Consider the following 17,636-nt stretch of genomic DNA (forward strand, 5'->3'; position numbering starts at 1 on the left):
CTCCTTTAAAATGACAAAGCAAAAAGCCCAGCAGTGCTAGGCTTTTAGTATAGTGTATTATTCAGCAACGATAGTTAATTCATCAACTACGTCACGAACATCTTCAGCGTTTTTAGCAATTTTGATTGCTAACTGCTTTTCAGCTTCAGATTCAACGGAACCTTTTAGCTTCACTACGCCGTTGTCGGTATCAACATCAATATCTGTACCGTCAACTTCTGAGTCAAATAAGAAGCGAGTTGTAATTACCGTGGTGATTTTAGCGTCAGTTAAGTCGTTGTCATCAGTGTCCATATCGGTATCTGTAGTTTTAGCATCCATATCTTTAACAACGGTTAAGTTGTTATCTACATCCATTACGCCATCTAGGCTAAGTACAAGTTCTTCAGCTAACTCTTTATCTAGGTCGCTGTTTACTTTACCTGTAAGTACTACCTTGCCATTTTTTACATCAGTGTTAATGTCAAAGTTGTTTAGATTAGTGTTCATAAGAAGCACTGTTTCTGCCTTACCATCAATCCAAGCATCTTTACTTTCGTTTTCCCAGCTGCTCGCCTGTGCACCCATTGCTGTAGTACCAAGAACTAACGCTGCAATCATAGATTTGTTGAATGTTTTCATAATCTTTCTCCTTTTGATTAAAGACGAATTAGTTAATGCGAGCTTTAGGCCAACTTTATTTTTAATTAAAAATCATCAACTTAAACCATAACCAACATTTGTGGCACACAAGCTTTGAGTAAAGTTTTACAGACTTATCGGTAAAACTTTCTTAAGTAGTGAAAATAGCTAGATAATTGCACTTTTGGTTAATCTATCGTTAATATAACAAACACCAAAGTACTATAATAAAATTAAACCACTGATAATTAAGGGTATTAATATTGGTACGTTGATTGCTCTTTAGTTTGTACTCGCTTAATAAAAGGATTGCTCCTAATGTCTGTAAAAATTGAAGACCGCCCAATAGAACACGTTCGTGAACAAGTGATTGACCAGCTGATTTATAATTACAGTCACGGAGTTATTTCTGTAGAGGCATTTGAACGACGTTTAGATGAAGCTATGGATGCAAACTCAAACGAAGTATTAATGAACTTAGTGGAAGATTTAACACTTAACACTGATCAGCAATATAAAGCAGAAAAACAGTCGCAATTTTCTCCAAACTATAGTGCACAACAAAATAGCGATGACGATTTTACACTGCGCAGTATATTAGGCTCAAATGAGCGAAGCGGTCAGTGGGTTGTGCCAAAAAATATTTACTTAAGCAACTATATGGGCTCAGTGGTACTTGATTTTACTGACGCTATATTTACACATCAAAATGTAACCATTCACGTTAATTGCATATTTGGTAGTGATGAAATATACGTACCAGATCATGTAAATGTAGTATCTAAGATGTTTTGTACATTAAGCAGCTTTGAAAACAAATCGGTATCGCTTAATAAACGCCAAGGCCCGACTATTTATATTGAGGGTAAAGCCATATTAGGCTCGGTAGAAGTAAAAGTTAAGCGCACAATTAAAGAGAAGTTTATGAGTTTTGCTAATGAGCTAAAAACTCAACTTGGTGCTGGTAGTAGTAATCGATCATAAAAGTTTATCTAAGCACCGCGCCTTACGGTGCTTAGAGGATGACTATAAATCGTTATTTCGCTCACTTGGTATATCACTTAAATATTCTACAAACTCTATTTCAAAGCCTGCGGGGTCAATAAAATACACATTTTTTCTAAATGGATTAGTGCTACCTTTTTTACTTACTTTAAAACCAGCTTTATTTAAACGCGTTATCACTGCATTTAAATTATTCGTAACATATGCAAAATGAGCAAAGCCAACTTGATGCCCCGATAAGTACCTATTTTCTCCCTCACCATGGTCGCTTATAGCAATGTAGTGGGTATCATCACCAAAATGGACCCAGCGCCTTGGTTTACCGTACCAATCGCCTTGCCCTTCACTTCTAATTGACCAATATGGAAATGCCGCTTGATAAAACGCTAGCATTGAATCGATATCACTTGCGACTAAGTTTACATGTTCTAAATACATAACTTTCCTTATTTGTTTAGGTTAAGGCCACGATAAAACCTCAAGTTAACTTTAGGTAAAGTATTATTTAAAATTAATTTATTTAAATGCAGATAATTATGTTTGAAAAAGGTATGCACTTTCAGGACTGTACAAAAAACACCCGCATTTATTTGGGGTTTATTGTTTACTTTATGTCAAAAGTCGCTAAAATACGCCGGCTGAAATATACAAACGTTCTTTTACAACCCAAAGGTAACACCATGCATCCAATGTTAAACATTGCGGTTCGCGCTGCGCGTAACGCAGGCAAAATTTTACTTCGCGCTGGCGAAGATTTATCAAAAGTTGAAGTGCAACAAAAAGGCGCTAACGACTTAGTAACTAACATTGATAAAGAAGCCGAAGCCGTAATTCGCGACACAATTTTACAGTCTTACCCTACTCACTCAATAGTTGGTGAAGAACTAGGTGAGCACAAAGGCAAGGATGCAGATTACCAATGGATTGTAGATCCTATCGATGGAACAACTAATTTCATCAAAGGTATCCCTCATTACGCAATCTCTATTGCACTTAAAGTTAAAGGTCGTTTAGACCAAGCCGTTATTTATGATCCAATTCGTGGTGAGCTTTTCACGGCTTCTAAAGGTCAAGGCGCACAACTTAACAGCAAACGTCTTCGTGTAAGCAAAACAACTGTACTTGCGGGTACTGTACTTGCTACTGGTTTCCCTTTCAAAAACAAACATCATATGGATGCATACACTGAAGCATTTAAAGCATTGTTTGTGCATACAGCTGATATTCGCCGTGCAGGTTGTTCTGCTTTAGATATGGCATACGTTGCTGCGGGTCGTGTTGATGGCTTTTTTGAAATTGGTTTAAAACCTTGGCACTCTGCTGCAGGCGAGCTTATGGTTAAAGAAGCTGGCGGCATGGTAGTAGATTTTGCTGGTGGTAATAACTATAACCACAGTGGCAATATCATTTGTGGCGCACCAAAATTGACTCAAGCTATTATTCGTGAAATTCGTCCAGTGTTATCTGAGTCGTTACTTCGCTAATCAACAGCTTATACCAATTACATTGGTATAACTAAAAAAGGAGCTTCGGCTCCTTTTTTTGCAGCTAGAAATAAGGATTATCGAGCTTAATTTCGACCGTTTTCCCTTTTGTATAAGGCAGCTTGTTTAAATCATCTGCAAAATATTCGTTAAATAAGGCATCAAACTCACCGTTTTCTTGCATCAGCTTTAAACCTTTCTCAATCGCTATAACTAACTCAGGCTTACTTTTTGTCACAAAATAATAAATACCCGTTGGGTAGCTTATGTATAGGTTGGGCACGACAACAAGGTTACTTTGCTTGTTTTCAATAAGTTCGGAATTAACCTCAATAAATGAGCGAGGAAAATAATCTATTCGCCCACGGCTTGTTAAAGTAAACATGGCTTGGTAGTTGGTGAGAGGCCTTACATGTAGCCCGTTGTACGACATTATTCTTGTATCTGGCCAGTTGTGACCTTGCACTGCTGAAAACTCTCCTAGCTGCTCAAGAGTTTTTACGTTTTTAAAACGTGCTACATTTTGTTTATTAGTGAGTAAAGCCCGCTTTCCTATGTAGCCTTTAAATAACGGTATTTTAATAGCTAGAGCAAGCGCTTCTCGTTCTGGGCTGCTCATACTCCAATACATGTCAAGGTCACTACTTTGCAGGTTTATGAGCTTACGCTTTTGCTGGTCTGATATTGGAGTCATCCTAATAACCCCGGGGTAATTTGCGTTTTCGAGTGCTCGAGCTAATAACTCACTTAAATACTCTTCTCGGGCATTTTGAGTATCTTGTTTTTGGGCAACACTTATTATCTGATCTTGCGCGATGAGCGCAAAACTCGTAAACAAACTTAATACGCAGACTAAAAACTTTATTGGCAACATAACAATTACCTATTTTTTTTAAATTACCTGCTTATTACTTGCCAGACGCACTACTGCCGGTGCAGGCCCTTTTCGTTTACAAATAAACAAATAACTATGACGATAACGTTTGGCTTCTTTTTTAGCATCAGTTGCAAGTGCTGCAACTTGGTGGCTGTTTTTACATTGCTGTAAATCAGGCTCAACTAAGCCAATCGATAACGTTAGTAAAGGCACAAATTGCTTTTCTCCTTCACGATTTGTAGCCCAATACCCTTTGCTCTTTATGTGCTCAGGTGTAAAAAATATACGAGATTGGTGTTCAAATTGTTCAATAATGGTATTGCATATATCAACCGCGTTGTGCTGATCAAACACCACCATAAAGTCATCGCCACCTATATGCCCTACAAAGTTAGCACTATTTTTACACGCTTGCACTGTTACATCAGCTAATAGTTTAATTACACTGTCGCCGCTAGCGTAACCGTATAAGTCATTAAATTGCTTAAAATGATTTAAGTCTATATACGCGAGTGAAAACGGATTACTACCTTTTAATCGCTGCTCTATAGCTTCATTAATTGCTACATTACCAGGGAGCATAGTCAGTGGATTCGCATGTTGTGCATGGCGTATTTTTTCTTCGGTTATGTGTTTTAAAATATCGCGAAGCGGCGCTAATCCTAAATATACGTTTTCTCTGGTGATTACTATATGGCGGCGAATATCAAAGTCTTGCTCAGTTATTTGCTTACTTACGGTATCGAGTAATTGGTTTTCATCAACGACTAAGGGCTGCTTATCCATAAGTGCAGTAACGGAGCGTTTATCATAAAGAGCATGTCCGTAGGGCGCTGCAAAAACCTCTGTTAATTGATCTCTGTGAAGTAACCCTACGGGCTTGTTCTCATTACTTAACACCGCAATGCTTATGAGTGACTTATCTTGCTCAAAGCGTTTATGCGCATCTTTACAGCGAGTGTCGCTGCTTATTGCAGGTTGTGTAATCGATAGGCGGCCTATGGCCATCGATTGATCAAATAATGTATTTGATTGCGTAAATGAAAGAGCTTGTAGTTGCTCTGAGCTAAAGTCTTCACTTGGCTTTATGCTTGGCTTTTCAAGTAAAAAACCTTGTACATTACTAATGCCTAAGTTTTCTACGAACGTGAGCTCTTCTGGGCGCTCTATCCCTTCGGCAATAACCTGAGTGTTAGTGGCTCTGGCCAAAATTGTAATAGATTTCAAAAACTCTTTTTTCACTTCGCTTTCATCACAATGATCAATAAAATAGCGGTCGATTTTTACAAAATCGGGGCATAGTTCAGACCATTGTTTTAAGCCCGAATACCCAGCGCCTAAATCATCTATTGCTATAGTAAAGCCAAGTTCTCGGTAATGGGCTATCGTTTTTAATAGCAAAAAACCATCATCTACTTTTTCTTGCTCAGTAACCTCTATAACTACACGATTAGCAGCTAAGCCAAATTGCTCTATTAGGTGCAATGTTTCCCCTTTAGGGTGGCAAGGATCAAGCAGTGTTTTAGGGCTTACATTTAAAAATAATTTACCTTGTAGGTTAAGCCTTACAAAATTTTCAATCGCTTTAGAGCGACATAGTAATTCAAGTTCCGAAATTAAACCCTGCTCATGAGCTACTTTAAATAATGTATTAGGCATTTCTAGCGGGCTATCTTTAGGTCCTCGACTAAGTGCTTCGTAACCTACAATAACTTGATTGCTAATATCAAAAATAGGCTGAAACAGCGTCGTTATTTCACCGCTTTTTAAAATGTACTCTAATACTTTGCGCTGAATCGTCACGTACCTGCCTTACAACTATTTTGATTGGAGCAATAAAGTACCAAGTGTGTATGACACTTTTATTGCGCCTAAAAAATGCACTCATAAAAAAACCGCTCATAAGAGCGGTTTTTATTAAGTACAAACCTAGTTACGGCATAGCGTCTTGGTCAGCACCTTCTTTTTCTATCACTTCAGGTATTAAATCTTCTTTGCTTACGCCCATTGCTATAGCAACCGAACTTGCAACATAAACAGAAGAGTAAGTACCAATAAACACACCAAATAGTAATGCAGTTGCAAAACCATGAATGGTTTGCCCGCCCCATGCAAACAAGGCAATCAATACTAAAATTGTAGTGATTGATGTTACAAGTGTACGGTTAAGTGTTTGTGTTAAAGACAAGTCAATAATTTCGATAGTGTCGTCAATGCGTACCTTACGGAAGTTTTCACGGATACGGTCAGATACAACAATAGTATCGTTGAGCGAGTAACCTATTACCGCAAGTATTGCCGCTAATATTGTTAAATCAAACTCTAACCCTAATACAGAAAACAAACCAACCGTAATAATTACGTCGTGTAATAACGCGCCTACAGCACCTACTGCAAAGCGCCACTCAAAACGAAATGCAACATAGATTAAGATACAAATAAGCGCAGTTAACATGGCAAGGCCACCCTGCTCTTTTAAGTCTTCACCTACGCTTGGACCAACAAACTCAATACGGCGCATTACTACGCTGTCGTCTGCTTGTTTTAATGCTGCAATTACTTGGTTACCAATTACTTCTGCTTTAACATCGCTTCCACGAGGCGCTAGGCGTACTAAAATTTCTTGGCTCGAACCAAATAACTGTACGGAAGCATCAGCAAAGCCATTTTCGGCTAGTACATTACGTACCTTTTTAAGATCTGCAGGCTGTGAAAAGCCCACCTCTACTGCGGTACCGCCAGTAAAGTCTAAGCCAAAGTTTAAGCCTTTAACAAAAATTGACGCAAGCGACGCTATTATCAATAACGTCGAAAAGCCCATAGCCACTTTACGAAGAGACATGAAACGAAGGGTTCTGCTACCCAAACTTAAAATTTGCATGTCTGCTCCTTAAATTGAAAGTTTATCAACACGTTTACCACCAATGATAAAGTTGATTACCGCACGGGTACCAACAATAGCTGTAAACATTGAAGTTAAAATACCAATTGCTAATGTAACCGCAAAACCTGCAATTGGGCCTGTGCCCACTGCAAATAATATAATGGCAGCAATTAATGTGGTGATATTGGCATCAAATATAGTGCTAAATGCGCTATCGTAACCAAAATGAACCGCTTGTTGAGGGCTACGGCCATCAGCCAGCTCTTCGCGAATACGTTCAAAAATCAGTACGTTAGCATCTACCGCCATACCTACGGTTAATACAATACCGGCAATACCTGGCAAGGTTAATGTAGCGCCAGGGATAAGCGACATTACACCCACAATTAGTACTAAGTTAGCCGCGAGCGCCAAGTTAGCTACTAAGCCAAAGCCTTTGTAGTAAATAAGCATAAAGGCAAGCACAAATGCAAAACCAAGTGCAACAGCCGTCATACCTGCTTCAATGTTTTCTTGTCCTAGGCTTGGCCCTACTGTGCGCTCTTCTACTATTTGAATTGGAGCAACAAGTGCACCCGCTCTAAGTAATAAGCTTAAGTTATGCGCTTCAGCTGGGTTATCAATACCTGTAATGCGGAATGAGCGATCAAGGCGAGCCTGAATAGTCGCAACGTTAATAACTTCTTCTACCTTAATTGGCGGAAGCGCCTTACCGTTTTCATCCTTTTTACCCGATGGCTTGTATTCAATAAATACTGTGGCCATACGTTTACCAATAGCACGTTTGGTAAAGGCATTCATTTTTGCCCCACCTTTGCTATCTAAGGTAATACTTACTTGTGGACGTTGGTATTCGTCACTACCCGATTGCGCGCCAGTAATATGGCTACCTTCAAGAATAATACGTTTTTTAAGTACTACAGGGTAACCGTCGCGGCTCATGATCATTTCAGTACCCGCTGGGATACGACCTTGAGCAGCTGCGCTTGGATCGGCGTTTTCGTCTACTTCACGAAACTCAAGTGTTGCTGTAGCGCCTAAAATTTCTTTAGCGCGAGCGGTATCTTGAACACCTGGTAATTGCACAATAATACGCTCAGCACCTTGGCGCTGTACGTTTGGCTCTGCAACACCAATTTGGTTGATACGGTTACGAATAATCGTTTCATTTTGCTTAATTGCGTAGTCACGAATTTCTTTAAGCTTTTGTTCACTCATGGTGGCAAAAAATGCTTTATCGTTGCTGCTATCATCAATGTAAACATTTAATGGATAACGAGATTCTAATAAACGCTCTGCAGCGTCTTTATCATCTTCGGTACGCATTTCTACACGCATACGCTCAGAGCCAGCTACACGGCGAACACTACGGTAACGTAGTTTTTCTTCGCGTAAATCGCTTCTAAAGTCTTGTTCCATTTGCTCAAGCTGGTTATCAACCGCAGTTGCCATGTCGATTTCCATGGTGAAATGTACGCCACCACTTAAATCAAGACCTAGCTTCATTGGGTTACCACCGAGTGATTTTAACCAAGTAGGTTGAGCCGGAGCCATATTAATAGCAGAAACGTAATCGTCACTTAATGAATCACGCAGTAAGTCTTGCGCTTTAAGTTGCTCTTCAACATTTTTGAAACGAACAAGTATTTGTCCATCTTCAAGCTTAGTCGATTTAACAGTTACGTTATGTTTTTTGAGGGTTGCGTTTACTTTGTCTACAACAGCGAGGTCTACATCGGCACCTTTAGCACCCGAAACTTGAATGGCCGGATCGCGACCATACAAGTTTGGAGAAGCATATAAAACGCCAATAGCTACCACAGCTAAAACAAGTAAATACTTCCAAACTGGAAACTTGTTTAACACGGGGTCGTCCTTATTATTTTTATAGCGACTTCATTGTGCCTTTTGGCAATACTGCAGATACTGCAGATTTTTGAACTGTTACTTCAGCTTGCTCGTTTAATGAGATAACGATGAAATCTTTATCTTCAGTAATCTTCACAATTTTACCTACTAAACCACCTTGGGTAAGTACTTCATCACCTTTAGCCATCGCGCTCATTAAGCTTTTGTGTTCTTTAACGCGCTTAGCTTGTGGGCGGTAGATTAAAAAGTAAAAAACTAAACCAAAAATTGCTAACATTATTAGCATTTCCCAGCCACCACCGGCTGCAGGTTGACCAGCTGCTGCGTGTGCATTTGAAATAAATAAACTCATGATACTTCCTCTTTAATTTTAAAGTTTAATTTGTTGTCTCTACAAGCTCTGGCACTTCTTGGCCTCGGCGAGCATAAAAATCTTGTACAAATTCTTCTAATTTACCTTCGCTAATTGCATTACGTAAACCTTCCATAACACGTTGATAGTAACGTAAGTTATGAATAGTGTTTAGTCGCGCACCTAAAATTTCGTTACATTTATCAAGGTGATGCAAGTATGCACGCGAGTAATTAGTACAGGTATGGCAATCACACTCAGGATCAAGTGGGCCTGTATCTGTTTTGTGCACTGCGTTACGGATTTTAACAATACCAGTGGTAATAAATAAGTGACCATTACGCGCATTACGCGTAGGCATTACACAGTCAAACATATCAATACCACGGCGAACCGACTCAACTAAGTCCTCTGGTTTGCCTACACCCATAAGGTAGCGTGGTTTGTCTTCAGGCATTTTGTACGCGCAATGATCAAGAATATTCATCATTTCGTTTTTAGGTTCACCTACGGATAAACCACCTAACGCGTAACCATCAAAACCAATTTCTTCTAAACCTGCTTGTGATTGTGCACGTAATTCTGGGTACATACCACCTTGAATAATACCAAATAACGCAGATGGATTATCACCATGACCTTCTTTTGAGCGCTTAGCCCAGCGAAGAGATAGCTCCATTGAGTCTTTTGCTTCTTTTTCAGTAGCAGGGTATGGCGTACATTCGTCAAAAATCATTACGATATCTGAGCCTAAGTCGCGCTGTACTTCCATCGATTTTTCTGGCGACATCATAATTTCATCACCATTTACAGGCGACTGAAATAAAACACCTTCTTCGGTAATTTTACGCATTGCGCCAAGGCTGAATACTTGGAAGCCGCCAGAGTCGGTTAGAATAGGGAAATCCCAGTTCATAAAATCATGTAAATCACCGTGTTGTTTGATGATTTCAGTACCTGGGCGAAGCATTAAATGAAAGGTATTACCTAAACAAATTTGCGCGCCAGTGGCTTTAACTTCATCCGGAGTCATACCTTTTACAGTACCGTATGTACCAACAGGCATAAATGCGGGTGTTTCTATTACACCACGGTCAAAAATCAAGCGGCCGCGGCGCGCTTTTCCGTCAGTACGGTCTAATTCAAATTTCATATCATCCTCAATGTCGGAAAAACAGTCCAACAAGCTATAATTTAACCGCTCGATTCTACCCTTTTTGCCTCGCTAATACTATTAGCTGCGGTAAATTCAGTTATGCCAATTGCCACAAACAAAAACCCCAGCAACTAAGCTGGGGTTTTTGATAGATTCGACTGAGTATTAAACAATAACTTGTTACTTGCGTGTTAAAAACATCGCATCACCATAACTAAAAAAGCGGTACTGCTGTTCTATTGCCGTATTGTAAGCACCCATAATATTGTCTTGGCCGCTAAATGCACTCACTAGCATTATTAGCGTTGACTCAGGCAAGTGAAAATTCGTAACCATGGCATCAACAACATTAAACTGATAACCCGGAAAAATGAAAATATCAGTATCACCAAAGTAACTATCTAATTTGCCACCATGAATTTTAGCCGCCGATTCTAATGAACGCACAGAGGTTGTACCAACTGCAATTACACGCCCGCCATTTGCCTTAGTTTGCGCAACAGCTTGTACTACGTCGTCAGGTACTTCTATGTACTCAGAGTGCATAACATGCTCATCCACACTATCTACACGTACTGGCTGAAATGTACCAGCACCTACGTGTAACGTAACAAAGGCCATATTTACGCCTTTATTTTTAAGCGCAGCCATAAGCTTATCGTCAAAGTGCAAACCCGCTGTGGGTGCAGCTACTGCGCCTGGCTTTTCGCCATATACGGTTTGGTAGCGTTCTCTATCGGCTTCGGTATCTGGGCGGTCAATGTATGGCGGTAATGGCATGTGACCAATGTCGTTTAATATATCCAGCACATTTTGATTGCGGTCAAATTCAAGCTCAAACAAGGTATCGTGACGTGCGATCATTGTTGCTTTTGCTTTGCCTTCTAAAATAACTTCGTTACCAGGCTTTAGTGATTTACTGGCACGCACATGGGCAAGTACTCGGTGCTCATCAACAACACGCTCTACAAGTACTTCTACTTTACCGCCTGACGCTTTTTGGCCAAACATACGCGCAGGAATAACTCGGGTATTATTAAATACCAGTAAGTCACCTTCGTTTACTAAATCAAGCACGTCACTAAATACTTTATGCTCAACCTCGCCTGTTGGGCCATCTAGAGTAAGTAAGCGGCTGCTAGTTCTATCCGCTTTTGGAAAACGTGCAATTAATTCATCGGGTAATTCAAAGCTAAAGTCAGCCACGCGCATAATTTAGTAATCCACATCATTTAAAATCGCGCCAAGTTTATATGTATCGGATGTTAAGCTCAAGAAATCAGCCAAACTTATAGTACCTTAGTCGCATTTTAGTGGTTAAATTTCCTTGTTCTTATGATTAAATATCATTATTCTTGTTTGGTTAAATTATTGTTATTTATATTTGAGGGTTCAAAACGTGGCAGACCAGCTAAAATTGCTTATATTAAACGCAAGTAGTGCTGAACGCCATGCGATTAGAGCCACCCTTGAAAGCTTACATGTATTTACTTTTATAGATGCACAAGACAGCCAACAAGCTTTAAGACTATTAAAACAACAACCTGTCGATATTATAATTACAGGTCTTAATGTTGGTAAAATTGATGGTTGGCGCTTTTCAAGAATGATCCGCTCAGGATTATTAAAAACCCCAAAAAATACTCCTATTTTACTTATTCCACCTATTTATTGTGAACGCATAGCAGAAACCACAGCAAGAAGTTACGGCATAGATGCGGTATTACCGTTTGAACATAAAGATATGCTACCGCAAGTACTTGCTAATGTGCTCTCTACTCATTTAGAAAAAAGTAGCAGGCTAAACTTATTACTTCTAGAGCCAATTCAAGAAACCGCAGACACTATTAGCGAGCAACTAAAGCTAAACTTTGCCATTACACATGTTACAACGGCCAAAGCCGCTCTTAATGCATACAATCAGCAGCAGTTTTCAATTGTGCTGCTTGATGCAACCTCTTCTAGCGCTCAAAGCTCAAGCTTATTAGTTGAAGAAATACTTCAACATAATTCTAAACAAGCCATTGTGACCATTATAGAAAGTGATGATGCCGATTACGCAGAACAGCTTTTACTCTCAGGCGTTACCGACTTTATTAGAGCACCATATGACCCTTCATTTTTAAATAAAGTGTGTGATCATGCTGCTCGCCGAGAAGACTTTATGGTCAGCTATGCAGAGTTTGCTCATAAAGTAGAGCAGTTAAGTGTTAGTGAAGTGCGTTATAAAGAGCTGTTTTCGGCGCATCAGCGTATTTTGTTACATCTAAACACCGTAGTGCTAGAGCTTGATCAGCAAGGGTTGATCCGCTTTATTAATCCCGCATGGGAAGCATTAAGTGGCTTTGGTGTAAAATCAACACTGCAACAGTCACTGAGTGATTACTGTTGTTTGGATGATCAGCAAAAGCTTACCCATACGATTAACGATATTTTAAATGGTGGCCAGCAGCAACAACAAATAGAAGTGAAGCTAAGCCATAAAAATGGCAACCTGATTTGGGTTGAGTGTCGACTTCAGTTAATTAAAAATAGCCGAAATAACGCAACGATAACGGCCACTATCGATAATATACATGAGCGAAAACAAGCAGAACTTCAGCTTCGTCATTTAGCACACCACGACCCACTAACAGGCTTACATAATCGCTATTACTTTGACCAGCAACTCAACAAAATATGCCAAGATAAGTACACTTACGAAGGTATAGAACATGCTGTTATATATATTGACCTTGACCACTTTAAAATAATTAATGACAGCAAAGGGCACCATCAGGGCGATATTGTACTAAAAGAAGTGGCGCAGCTATTTAAAGCGAATATTGGCGATGATCACCTAGTATGTCGAATTGGCGGGGACGAGTTTGCAGTGATCCTCACCGATATAAACTTACTTGACGCTCACCTTATTGCTGAAGGTGTGTGTAGCGCCATAGAAAAGCATTCATTTAAATCAGAAGATCAAATATACACAATTAGCTGCTCTATTGGTTTGACTCAAATAACGCCACAAAATTGCGACCCTAATGAATGCTTAAAACAAGCTGATATTGCGCTATATATTGCTAAAAACTTAGGGCGAAATTTAGTACATTGCTACTCAAAAGAGGATGCACAAAACAACACTTTGCAATCTGGGCTCGAGTGGGGGCACGAAATTAGACAAGCCCTAAAACAAGACCAAATAGAACTACACTACCAACCTATTTGGGACTTTAAAGAAAACAAAGTAGCCTACTTCGAAGCACTACTTCGTTTAAAACATAATGGTGAGCTGATTTACCCTAATCAATTTATCCCCTCATTAGAAATGCTAAACGATACATTTATGATGGACCAATGTGTTGTACGTAATGCTATTGCTTGCGTTGCAAAACACCCTGAGCTTAATCAAGTTGCAATTAACCTATCGGCACAATCATTTTTAGATGAGCGCTTATTACCTTTAATCGAATCAAACCTAGAGAAATACCAAGTACCACCAACGCGCATAATTTTTGAGATCACCGAGTCAGCGAGTATCAATAATTTAAAAGCAACGCGTAAAATGATAGAAAAGCTCAATAAACTTGGCTGTCACTTCTCTATTGATGACTTTGGTACAGGCTTTAGCACCTTTAACTATTTAAAACAGTTACCAGCTCAGCACGTAAAAATTGACGGCTCGTTTGTAAGCGACATGCTTAACGACCCTATAGATTTGGCACTCGTTAAGGCTATAAACGATATAAGCCGCTCCTTAGACAAACGCTCTGTTGCTGAATATGTTGAAAATAAAGAGATATTTTTTGCCCTAAAAGAGATAGGCGTAGATTATGGCCAGGGTTACTTTATTGCCCGCCCAATACCTGTTGAAAAAATTAAAGATGAGCTTGAAAAAATCTCAAAAAATAAAACGTTTTACCAACAATAAGCTAGCTACTAATAAACAAAATTGAACAATTTTAAGCATTTTATTACTATCAATTTTACCTTTCTTGCCTATACTTTCAGTATCACATAAATGATGTCGCGTTATTTTGTGTATTTCACTTTAAAAACATGACATTACCTTTTTGATGACGTAGTACTGTCGTTTATAGTGGCTTTTAAAGCGATTTAGCTTTTAAGGAGAAAGGTATGACACAGCTAGTTATATTATTACTGATTATACACTTTGCAATTGCGTATCAATGTTATCGATACGCACATATCAAAGGCTACCCCGTTAAAGTATTTACAACATTAGGCTGCGTGCCCTACTTTAACTTAGTGGTTTGGATTTATTTATTATTTTTACCAGAGCTTGAGCCCTTCGACAGCCATGTGCAAAATCAAAAGCAGCCATTATAGGCTGCTTTTTGCATTATTTTAGCTCTAAATAATCTAAGCTACATTGGCGCTTTAAAAACACCTCTAGCTGTTGGCTAAATAGCCTAAAGTCGCGAATTCGACCCGTGGTTTTGCGCCATAGAATACCAATATCTCGATAGGCATCGCTTGGCGATGGCGTTGCAACCATATCTTTATTCTCAAGTATTCCAGCATTAATTGCCATTTGAGGTAAAAATGTCACGCCGAGTTGATGCTCAACCATACTGAGTAATGTATGTAAGCTTGCAGCTTCAAAAGGGTTAATACAGCTTGCACGATTTAAATGGCATGCACTTAGCGCATGCCCCGTCATACAATGCTCTCGCTCTAATAAAAACACACTTGCATCAGGCAATAAATTAAAATCCTCAACGCCTTTTGCTTGCGTGTAATCTTTGTGGTGCACTAAGCTAAAATGGTCTTTCGCCAAAATTTGAGTATGGAATTTTTCAGTTTGATACGGCAATGCAAGTAATGCTAAATCAATATGTCCATGCTCTAGCTTATCAAGTAACTTGTCACTGGTATCTTCAACGAGTACTAGCTCTAAATCACAAAAGGTTTGCTTGCAAAAATGATACAAAGGCGCAGCTATAAAACTTGCGATAGTAGGTATAACCCCCACGGTTAACTTACCACTAAGTGGTGTTAAAAAGCTTTTTGTCAGCTCTTTTAAGCTAATCGTATCATTTATTATTTTACGAGAGCGCTCAACAACCTCTTCACCAATACTGGTAAACATTAAGCTTCGGTTTTCGCGCTCAATAAGCTGGCAACCCAAAGTTTCTTCAAGGTTTTGAATTGCACTACTTAATGTAGATTGGCCAATAAAACAGGCGCTGGCAGCTCTGCCAAAGTGTTGATGTTGATGAACAGCTAATAAATATTGCAGCTGCTTAATACTTGGAAGATTAGTCATTTTTTCTTTCCACAAATAAAAAGACCCCAACACCTAGGGCGTTGAGATCTTTTCAAGCTAAAAGTCTTTGAGTACTTTTTTATTAAACCCCAAACGCGGTTCTTAGTACGTAGAAAATAACAATAGCAAGGGCAGCGCCAACTGGCAACGTAATTACCCAAGAAACTACAATGTTTCTGATAACGCCCATGTTAAGTGCACCAATACCACGTGCCATACCTACACCTAACACCGCACCAACTAAGGTTTGTGTAGTAGAGATTGGCATACCAGTACCCGATGCAATAACAACGGTAGAGGCAGCAGCTAATTCAGCAGCAAAACCACGGCTCGGTGTTAAATGTGTAATACCTTCACCAATCGTTTTAATTACTTTTTTACCTAAAATAGCAAGACCCGCAACAATACCAAAACCACCAAGAGGTAGAATCCACCATGCAATAGCGGCTTTCTTAGCTATTTCACCGTTGTTTTCAACAATATTTACAACTGCAGCTAGTGGACCAATTGCATTCGCTACATCGTTAGAGCCATGTGCAAATGCCATACAACAAGCAGTTAGTACCATTAATACCGCAAATACTTTTTCTACGTTGTTAAACTGCATTTGCTTGTCAGCTTTAGGATCGATATTTAATCGAGAAATAGCGATTTTACCAATAATAGCCACAATTACTGCTACAGCAATTGCAAGAGCATAGCCCTCTACAGAGCCAATATTAATACCTACGTGCTTTAAACCTTTTTTAATGGTTACAAGCGCCATAATAAAGCCCGCTAAGCCCATATAAAGTGGTACATAGCGTTTAGCATTTTTAAGTGGCGCATCGGTATCAAAAATTAGTTTTTGTGCGCTCATAAATATTAAGTATGCAATAAAGCCCGATATAGCTGGCGTTATAATCCAACTACCAACAATACCACCTACTTTGTCCCACTGAATTGCCTCAGTGCCTACTGCCACTAGTGCAAAACCAATAATAGCACCAATGATTGAGTGAGTAGTTGAAACAGGCCAACCCAAAAATGAAGCAATTAATAGCCAAGTACCCGCTGCAAATAACGCAGAGATCATACCTAAAACCATTAAATCAGGGAGTGCAGCAAATGGAGCAGCATCAATAATTCCTTTACGAATCGTTGATGTAACCTCACCACCGGCTAAATAAGCGCCTGCAAATTCAAAAACCATTGCAATAAAAATTGCTTGTTTGATTGTAAGTGCTTTCGAACCTACTGAAGTACCCATCGCATTAGCAACGTCGTTCGCGCCAATACCATAAGCCATAAAAAAGCCGACTGCTGCGGCAATTAAAATTAATACCGTGCCGTAAGATGCAATGATATCCATTGTGTAACCTTAATCTTTCATGTTTGAACTGATTTTAAATTAACGAGCTAACATCAGCTCAAGACGTGATCCTACGCGCTCTGCAATATCTGCAAGCTCGCCAACCCATTCAATAATTTTGTATAAAAACATTACATCAATTGGGTTTAGCTCACCTTCTACATCACGTAGTTGGCGGCGTACTTTTATTTGCATATCATCCGTGTCTTGTTCTATTGCATCCAATTCTACGAGCATTTTTTCTACTAAGGTCACTTCACGACCCTTAAAGCCCGTTTCTAGCAATTCTTCTAACTCATTAATTGCTTTAGAGGCTTGTTTAGTAGCATCTACACAGCGAGTTAAATAAGCTAAAAAGTCTGCTTGCATTACTGTAGGAATGGTCATTTCACGACCAATCACTCGTCCTGCAATATCTTTTGCTTTATTGGCAATTTTATCTTGTTGAGTTACTAATTCGAGCAGATCTGTACGTTCTACCGGCATAAATAAACCGCGCGGTAACTGTAAACGTATATCTCTTTTCATATCATCAGCTTCACGCTCTAAATTACGAATAGTTAAACGAAGCTCTTCTGCTTGTTCCCACTCTTCTTTAAATACGTGATTAAAGAAAGGTATCAAAGCTTTACTTGCTTGATGAACTTTCTTGATGTGTTCTTCCATTGGTTTGATAGGAGATTTTGCAAATACTCCTAAAAACGCGTTTGTAGGCATAACTGACCCTTTAATCAAATTGATATGCTTTGCAGCATGAATTTT

General features: G+C 39.2%; 16 protein-coding genes. 4 read left to right on the forward strand and 12 right to left on the reverse strand.

Going from position 1 to position 17,636, the window contains the following annotated elements; translation table 11 throughout:
- Positions 1-57 precede the first annotated feature (57 nt).
- Positions 58-621: a BON domain-containing protein gene (locus tag CWC11_RS00615; protein ID WP_058549359.1), complete on the reverse strand. Its 564-nt coding sequence runs from the start codon at positions 619-621 to the stop codon at positions 58-60.
- Between the two features lie 318 nt (positions 622-939).
- Here CWC11_RS00615 and CWC11_RS00620 point away from each other — a divergent pair, with 318 nt between their 5' ends.
- Positions 940-1,605: a LiaF domain-containing protein gene (locus tag CWC11_RS00620; protein ID WP_138681168.1), complete on the forward strand. Its 666-nt coding sequence runs from the start codon at positions 940-942 to the stop codon at positions 1,603-1,605.
- Between the two features lie 42 nt (positions 1,606-1,647).
- Here CWC11_RS00620 and CWC11_RS00625 read toward each other — a convergent pair whose 3' ends face one another.
- Positions 1,648-2,064, reverse strand: a complete 417-nt coding sequence (locus CWC11_RS00625; protein ID WP_138681169.1) for a VOC family protein — start codon at positions 2,062-2,064, stop codon at positions 1,648-1,650.
- A 242-nt stretch (positions 2,065-2,306) separates the two neighbouring features.
- On the opposite strand from CWC11_RS00625, the gene suhB reads away from it, so the two are divergent.
- Positions 2,307-3,110, forward strand: coding sequence for an inositol-1-monophosphatase (gene suhB / locus CWC11_RS00630; RefSeq protein ID WP_058549356.1), 804 nt, complete (start codon positions 2,307-2,309; stop codon positions 3,108-3,110).
- Between the two features lie 64 nt (positions 3,111-3,174).
- On the opposite strand, the gene CWC11_RS00635 is transcribed toward suhB, so the two are convergent.
- The 7 genes from CWC11_RS00635 to queA all read right to left on the reverse strand — a co-directional run bounded on the left by CWC11_RS00635 (position 3,175) and on the right by queA (position 11,460).
- Positions 3,175-3,984 (reverse strand): substrate-binding periplasmic protein, encoded by an 810-nt coding sequence (locus CWC11_RS00635; protein WP_138681170.1) that lies wholly within the window; start codon positions 3,982-3,984, stop codon positions 3,175-3,177.
- Between the two features lie 18 nt (positions 3,985-4,002).
- Positions 4,003-5,790: a GGDEF domain-containing protein gene (locus CWC11_RS00640; RefSeq protein ID WP_138681171.1), complete on the reverse strand. Its 1,788-nt coding sequence runs from the start codon at positions 5,788-5,790 to the stop codon at positions 4,003-4,005.
- Positions 5,791-5,920: 130 nt separating this feature from the next.
- Positions 5,921-6,868, reverse strand: coding sequence for a protein translocase subunit SecF (gene secF, locus CWC11_RS00645; RefSeq protein WP_058549353.1), 948 nt, complete (start codon positions 6,866-6,868; stop codon positions 5,921-5,923).
- 9 nt (positions 6,869-6,877) lie between these two features.
- Entirely contained in the window at positions 6,878-8,737 is a 1,860-nt protein-coding gene (gene secD / locus CWC11_RS00650; protein WP_138681172.1) for a protein translocase subunit SecD, read from the reverse strand.
- Positions 8,738-8,756: 19 nt separating this feature from the next.
- Positions 8,757-9,092: a preprotein translocase subunit YajC gene (gene yajC / locus CWC11_RS00655; RefSeq protein WP_058549351.1), complete on the reverse strand. Its 336-nt coding sequence runs from the start codon at positions 9,090-9,092 to the stop codon at positions 8,757-8,759.
- Positions 9,093-9,117: 25 nt separating this feature from the next.
- Positions 9,118-10,245: a tRNA guanosine(34) transglycosylase Tgt gene (gene tgt / locus CWC11_RS00660; RefSeq protein WP_058549350.1), complete on the reverse strand. Its 1,128-nt coding sequence runs from the start codon at positions 10,243-10,245 to the stop codon at positions 9,118-9,120.
- Positions 10,246-10,428: 183 nt separating this feature from the next.
- The gene (queA, locus tag CWC11_RS00665) at positions 10,429-11,460 is read right to left on the reverse strand and encodes a tRNA preQ1(34) S-adenosylmethionine ribosyltransferase-isomerase QueA (protein WP_138681173.1); all 1,032 of its coding nucleotides are present in this window, start codon (positions 11,458-11,460) and stop codon (positions 10,429-10,431) included.
- A 187-nt stretch (positions 11,461-11,647) separates the two neighbouring features.
- Here queA and CWC11_RS00670 point away from each other — a divergent pair, with 187 nt between their 5' ends.
- On the forward strand, positions 11,648-14,164 hold the full coding sequence (locus tag CWC11_RS00670; protein ID WP_138681174.1) for a two-component system response regulator: 2,517 nt from the start codon (positions 11,648-11,650) through the stop codon (positions 14,162-14,164).
- Positions 14,165-14,370: 206 nt separating this feature from the next.
- Complete coding sequence (locus CWC11_RS00675; RefSeq protein WP_138681175.1) at positions 14,371-14,583, forward strand: hypothetical protein; 213 nt, start codon at positions 14,371-14,373, stop codon at positions 14,581-14,583.
- Positions 14,584-14,596: 13 nt separating this feature from the next.
- Here CWC11_RS00675 and CWC11_RS00680 read toward each other — a convergent pair whose 3' ends face one another.
- The 3 genes from CWC11_RS00680 to CWC11_RS00690 form a co-directional block, all read right to left on the reverse strand.
- Positions 14,597-15,523: a hydrogen peroxide-inducible genes activator gene (locus CWC11_RS00680; RefSeq protein ID WP_138681176.1), complete on the reverse strand. Its 927-nt coding sequence runs from the start codon at positions 15,521-15,523 to the stop codon at positions 14,597-14,599.
- 82 nt (positions 15,524-15,605) lie between these two features.
- Complete coding sequence (locus CWC11_RS00685) at positions 15,606-16,874, reverse strand: inorganic phosphate transporter (RefSeq protein ID WP_138681177.1); 1,269 nt, start codon at positions 16,872-16,874, stop codon at positions 15,606-15,608.
- A 39-nt stretch (positions 16,875-16,913) separates the two neighbouring features.
- Positions 16,914-17,591 carry a TIGR00153 family protein gene (locus tag CWC11_RS00690; protein WP_138681178.1) on the reverse strand — a complete coding sequence of 226 codons (678 nt, stop codon included), beginning with the start codon at positions 17,589-17,591 and terminating at the stop codon, positions 16,914-16,916.
- Positions 17,592-17,636 lie beyond the last annotated feature (45 nt).

Origin of the sequence: Pseudoalteromonas sp. S3178 (genome assembly GCF_005886985.1) — a bacterium.
GTDB lineage: Bacteria > Pseudomonadota > Gammaproteobacteria > Enterobacterales > Alteromonadaceae > Pseudoalteromonas > Pseudoalteromonas carrageenovora.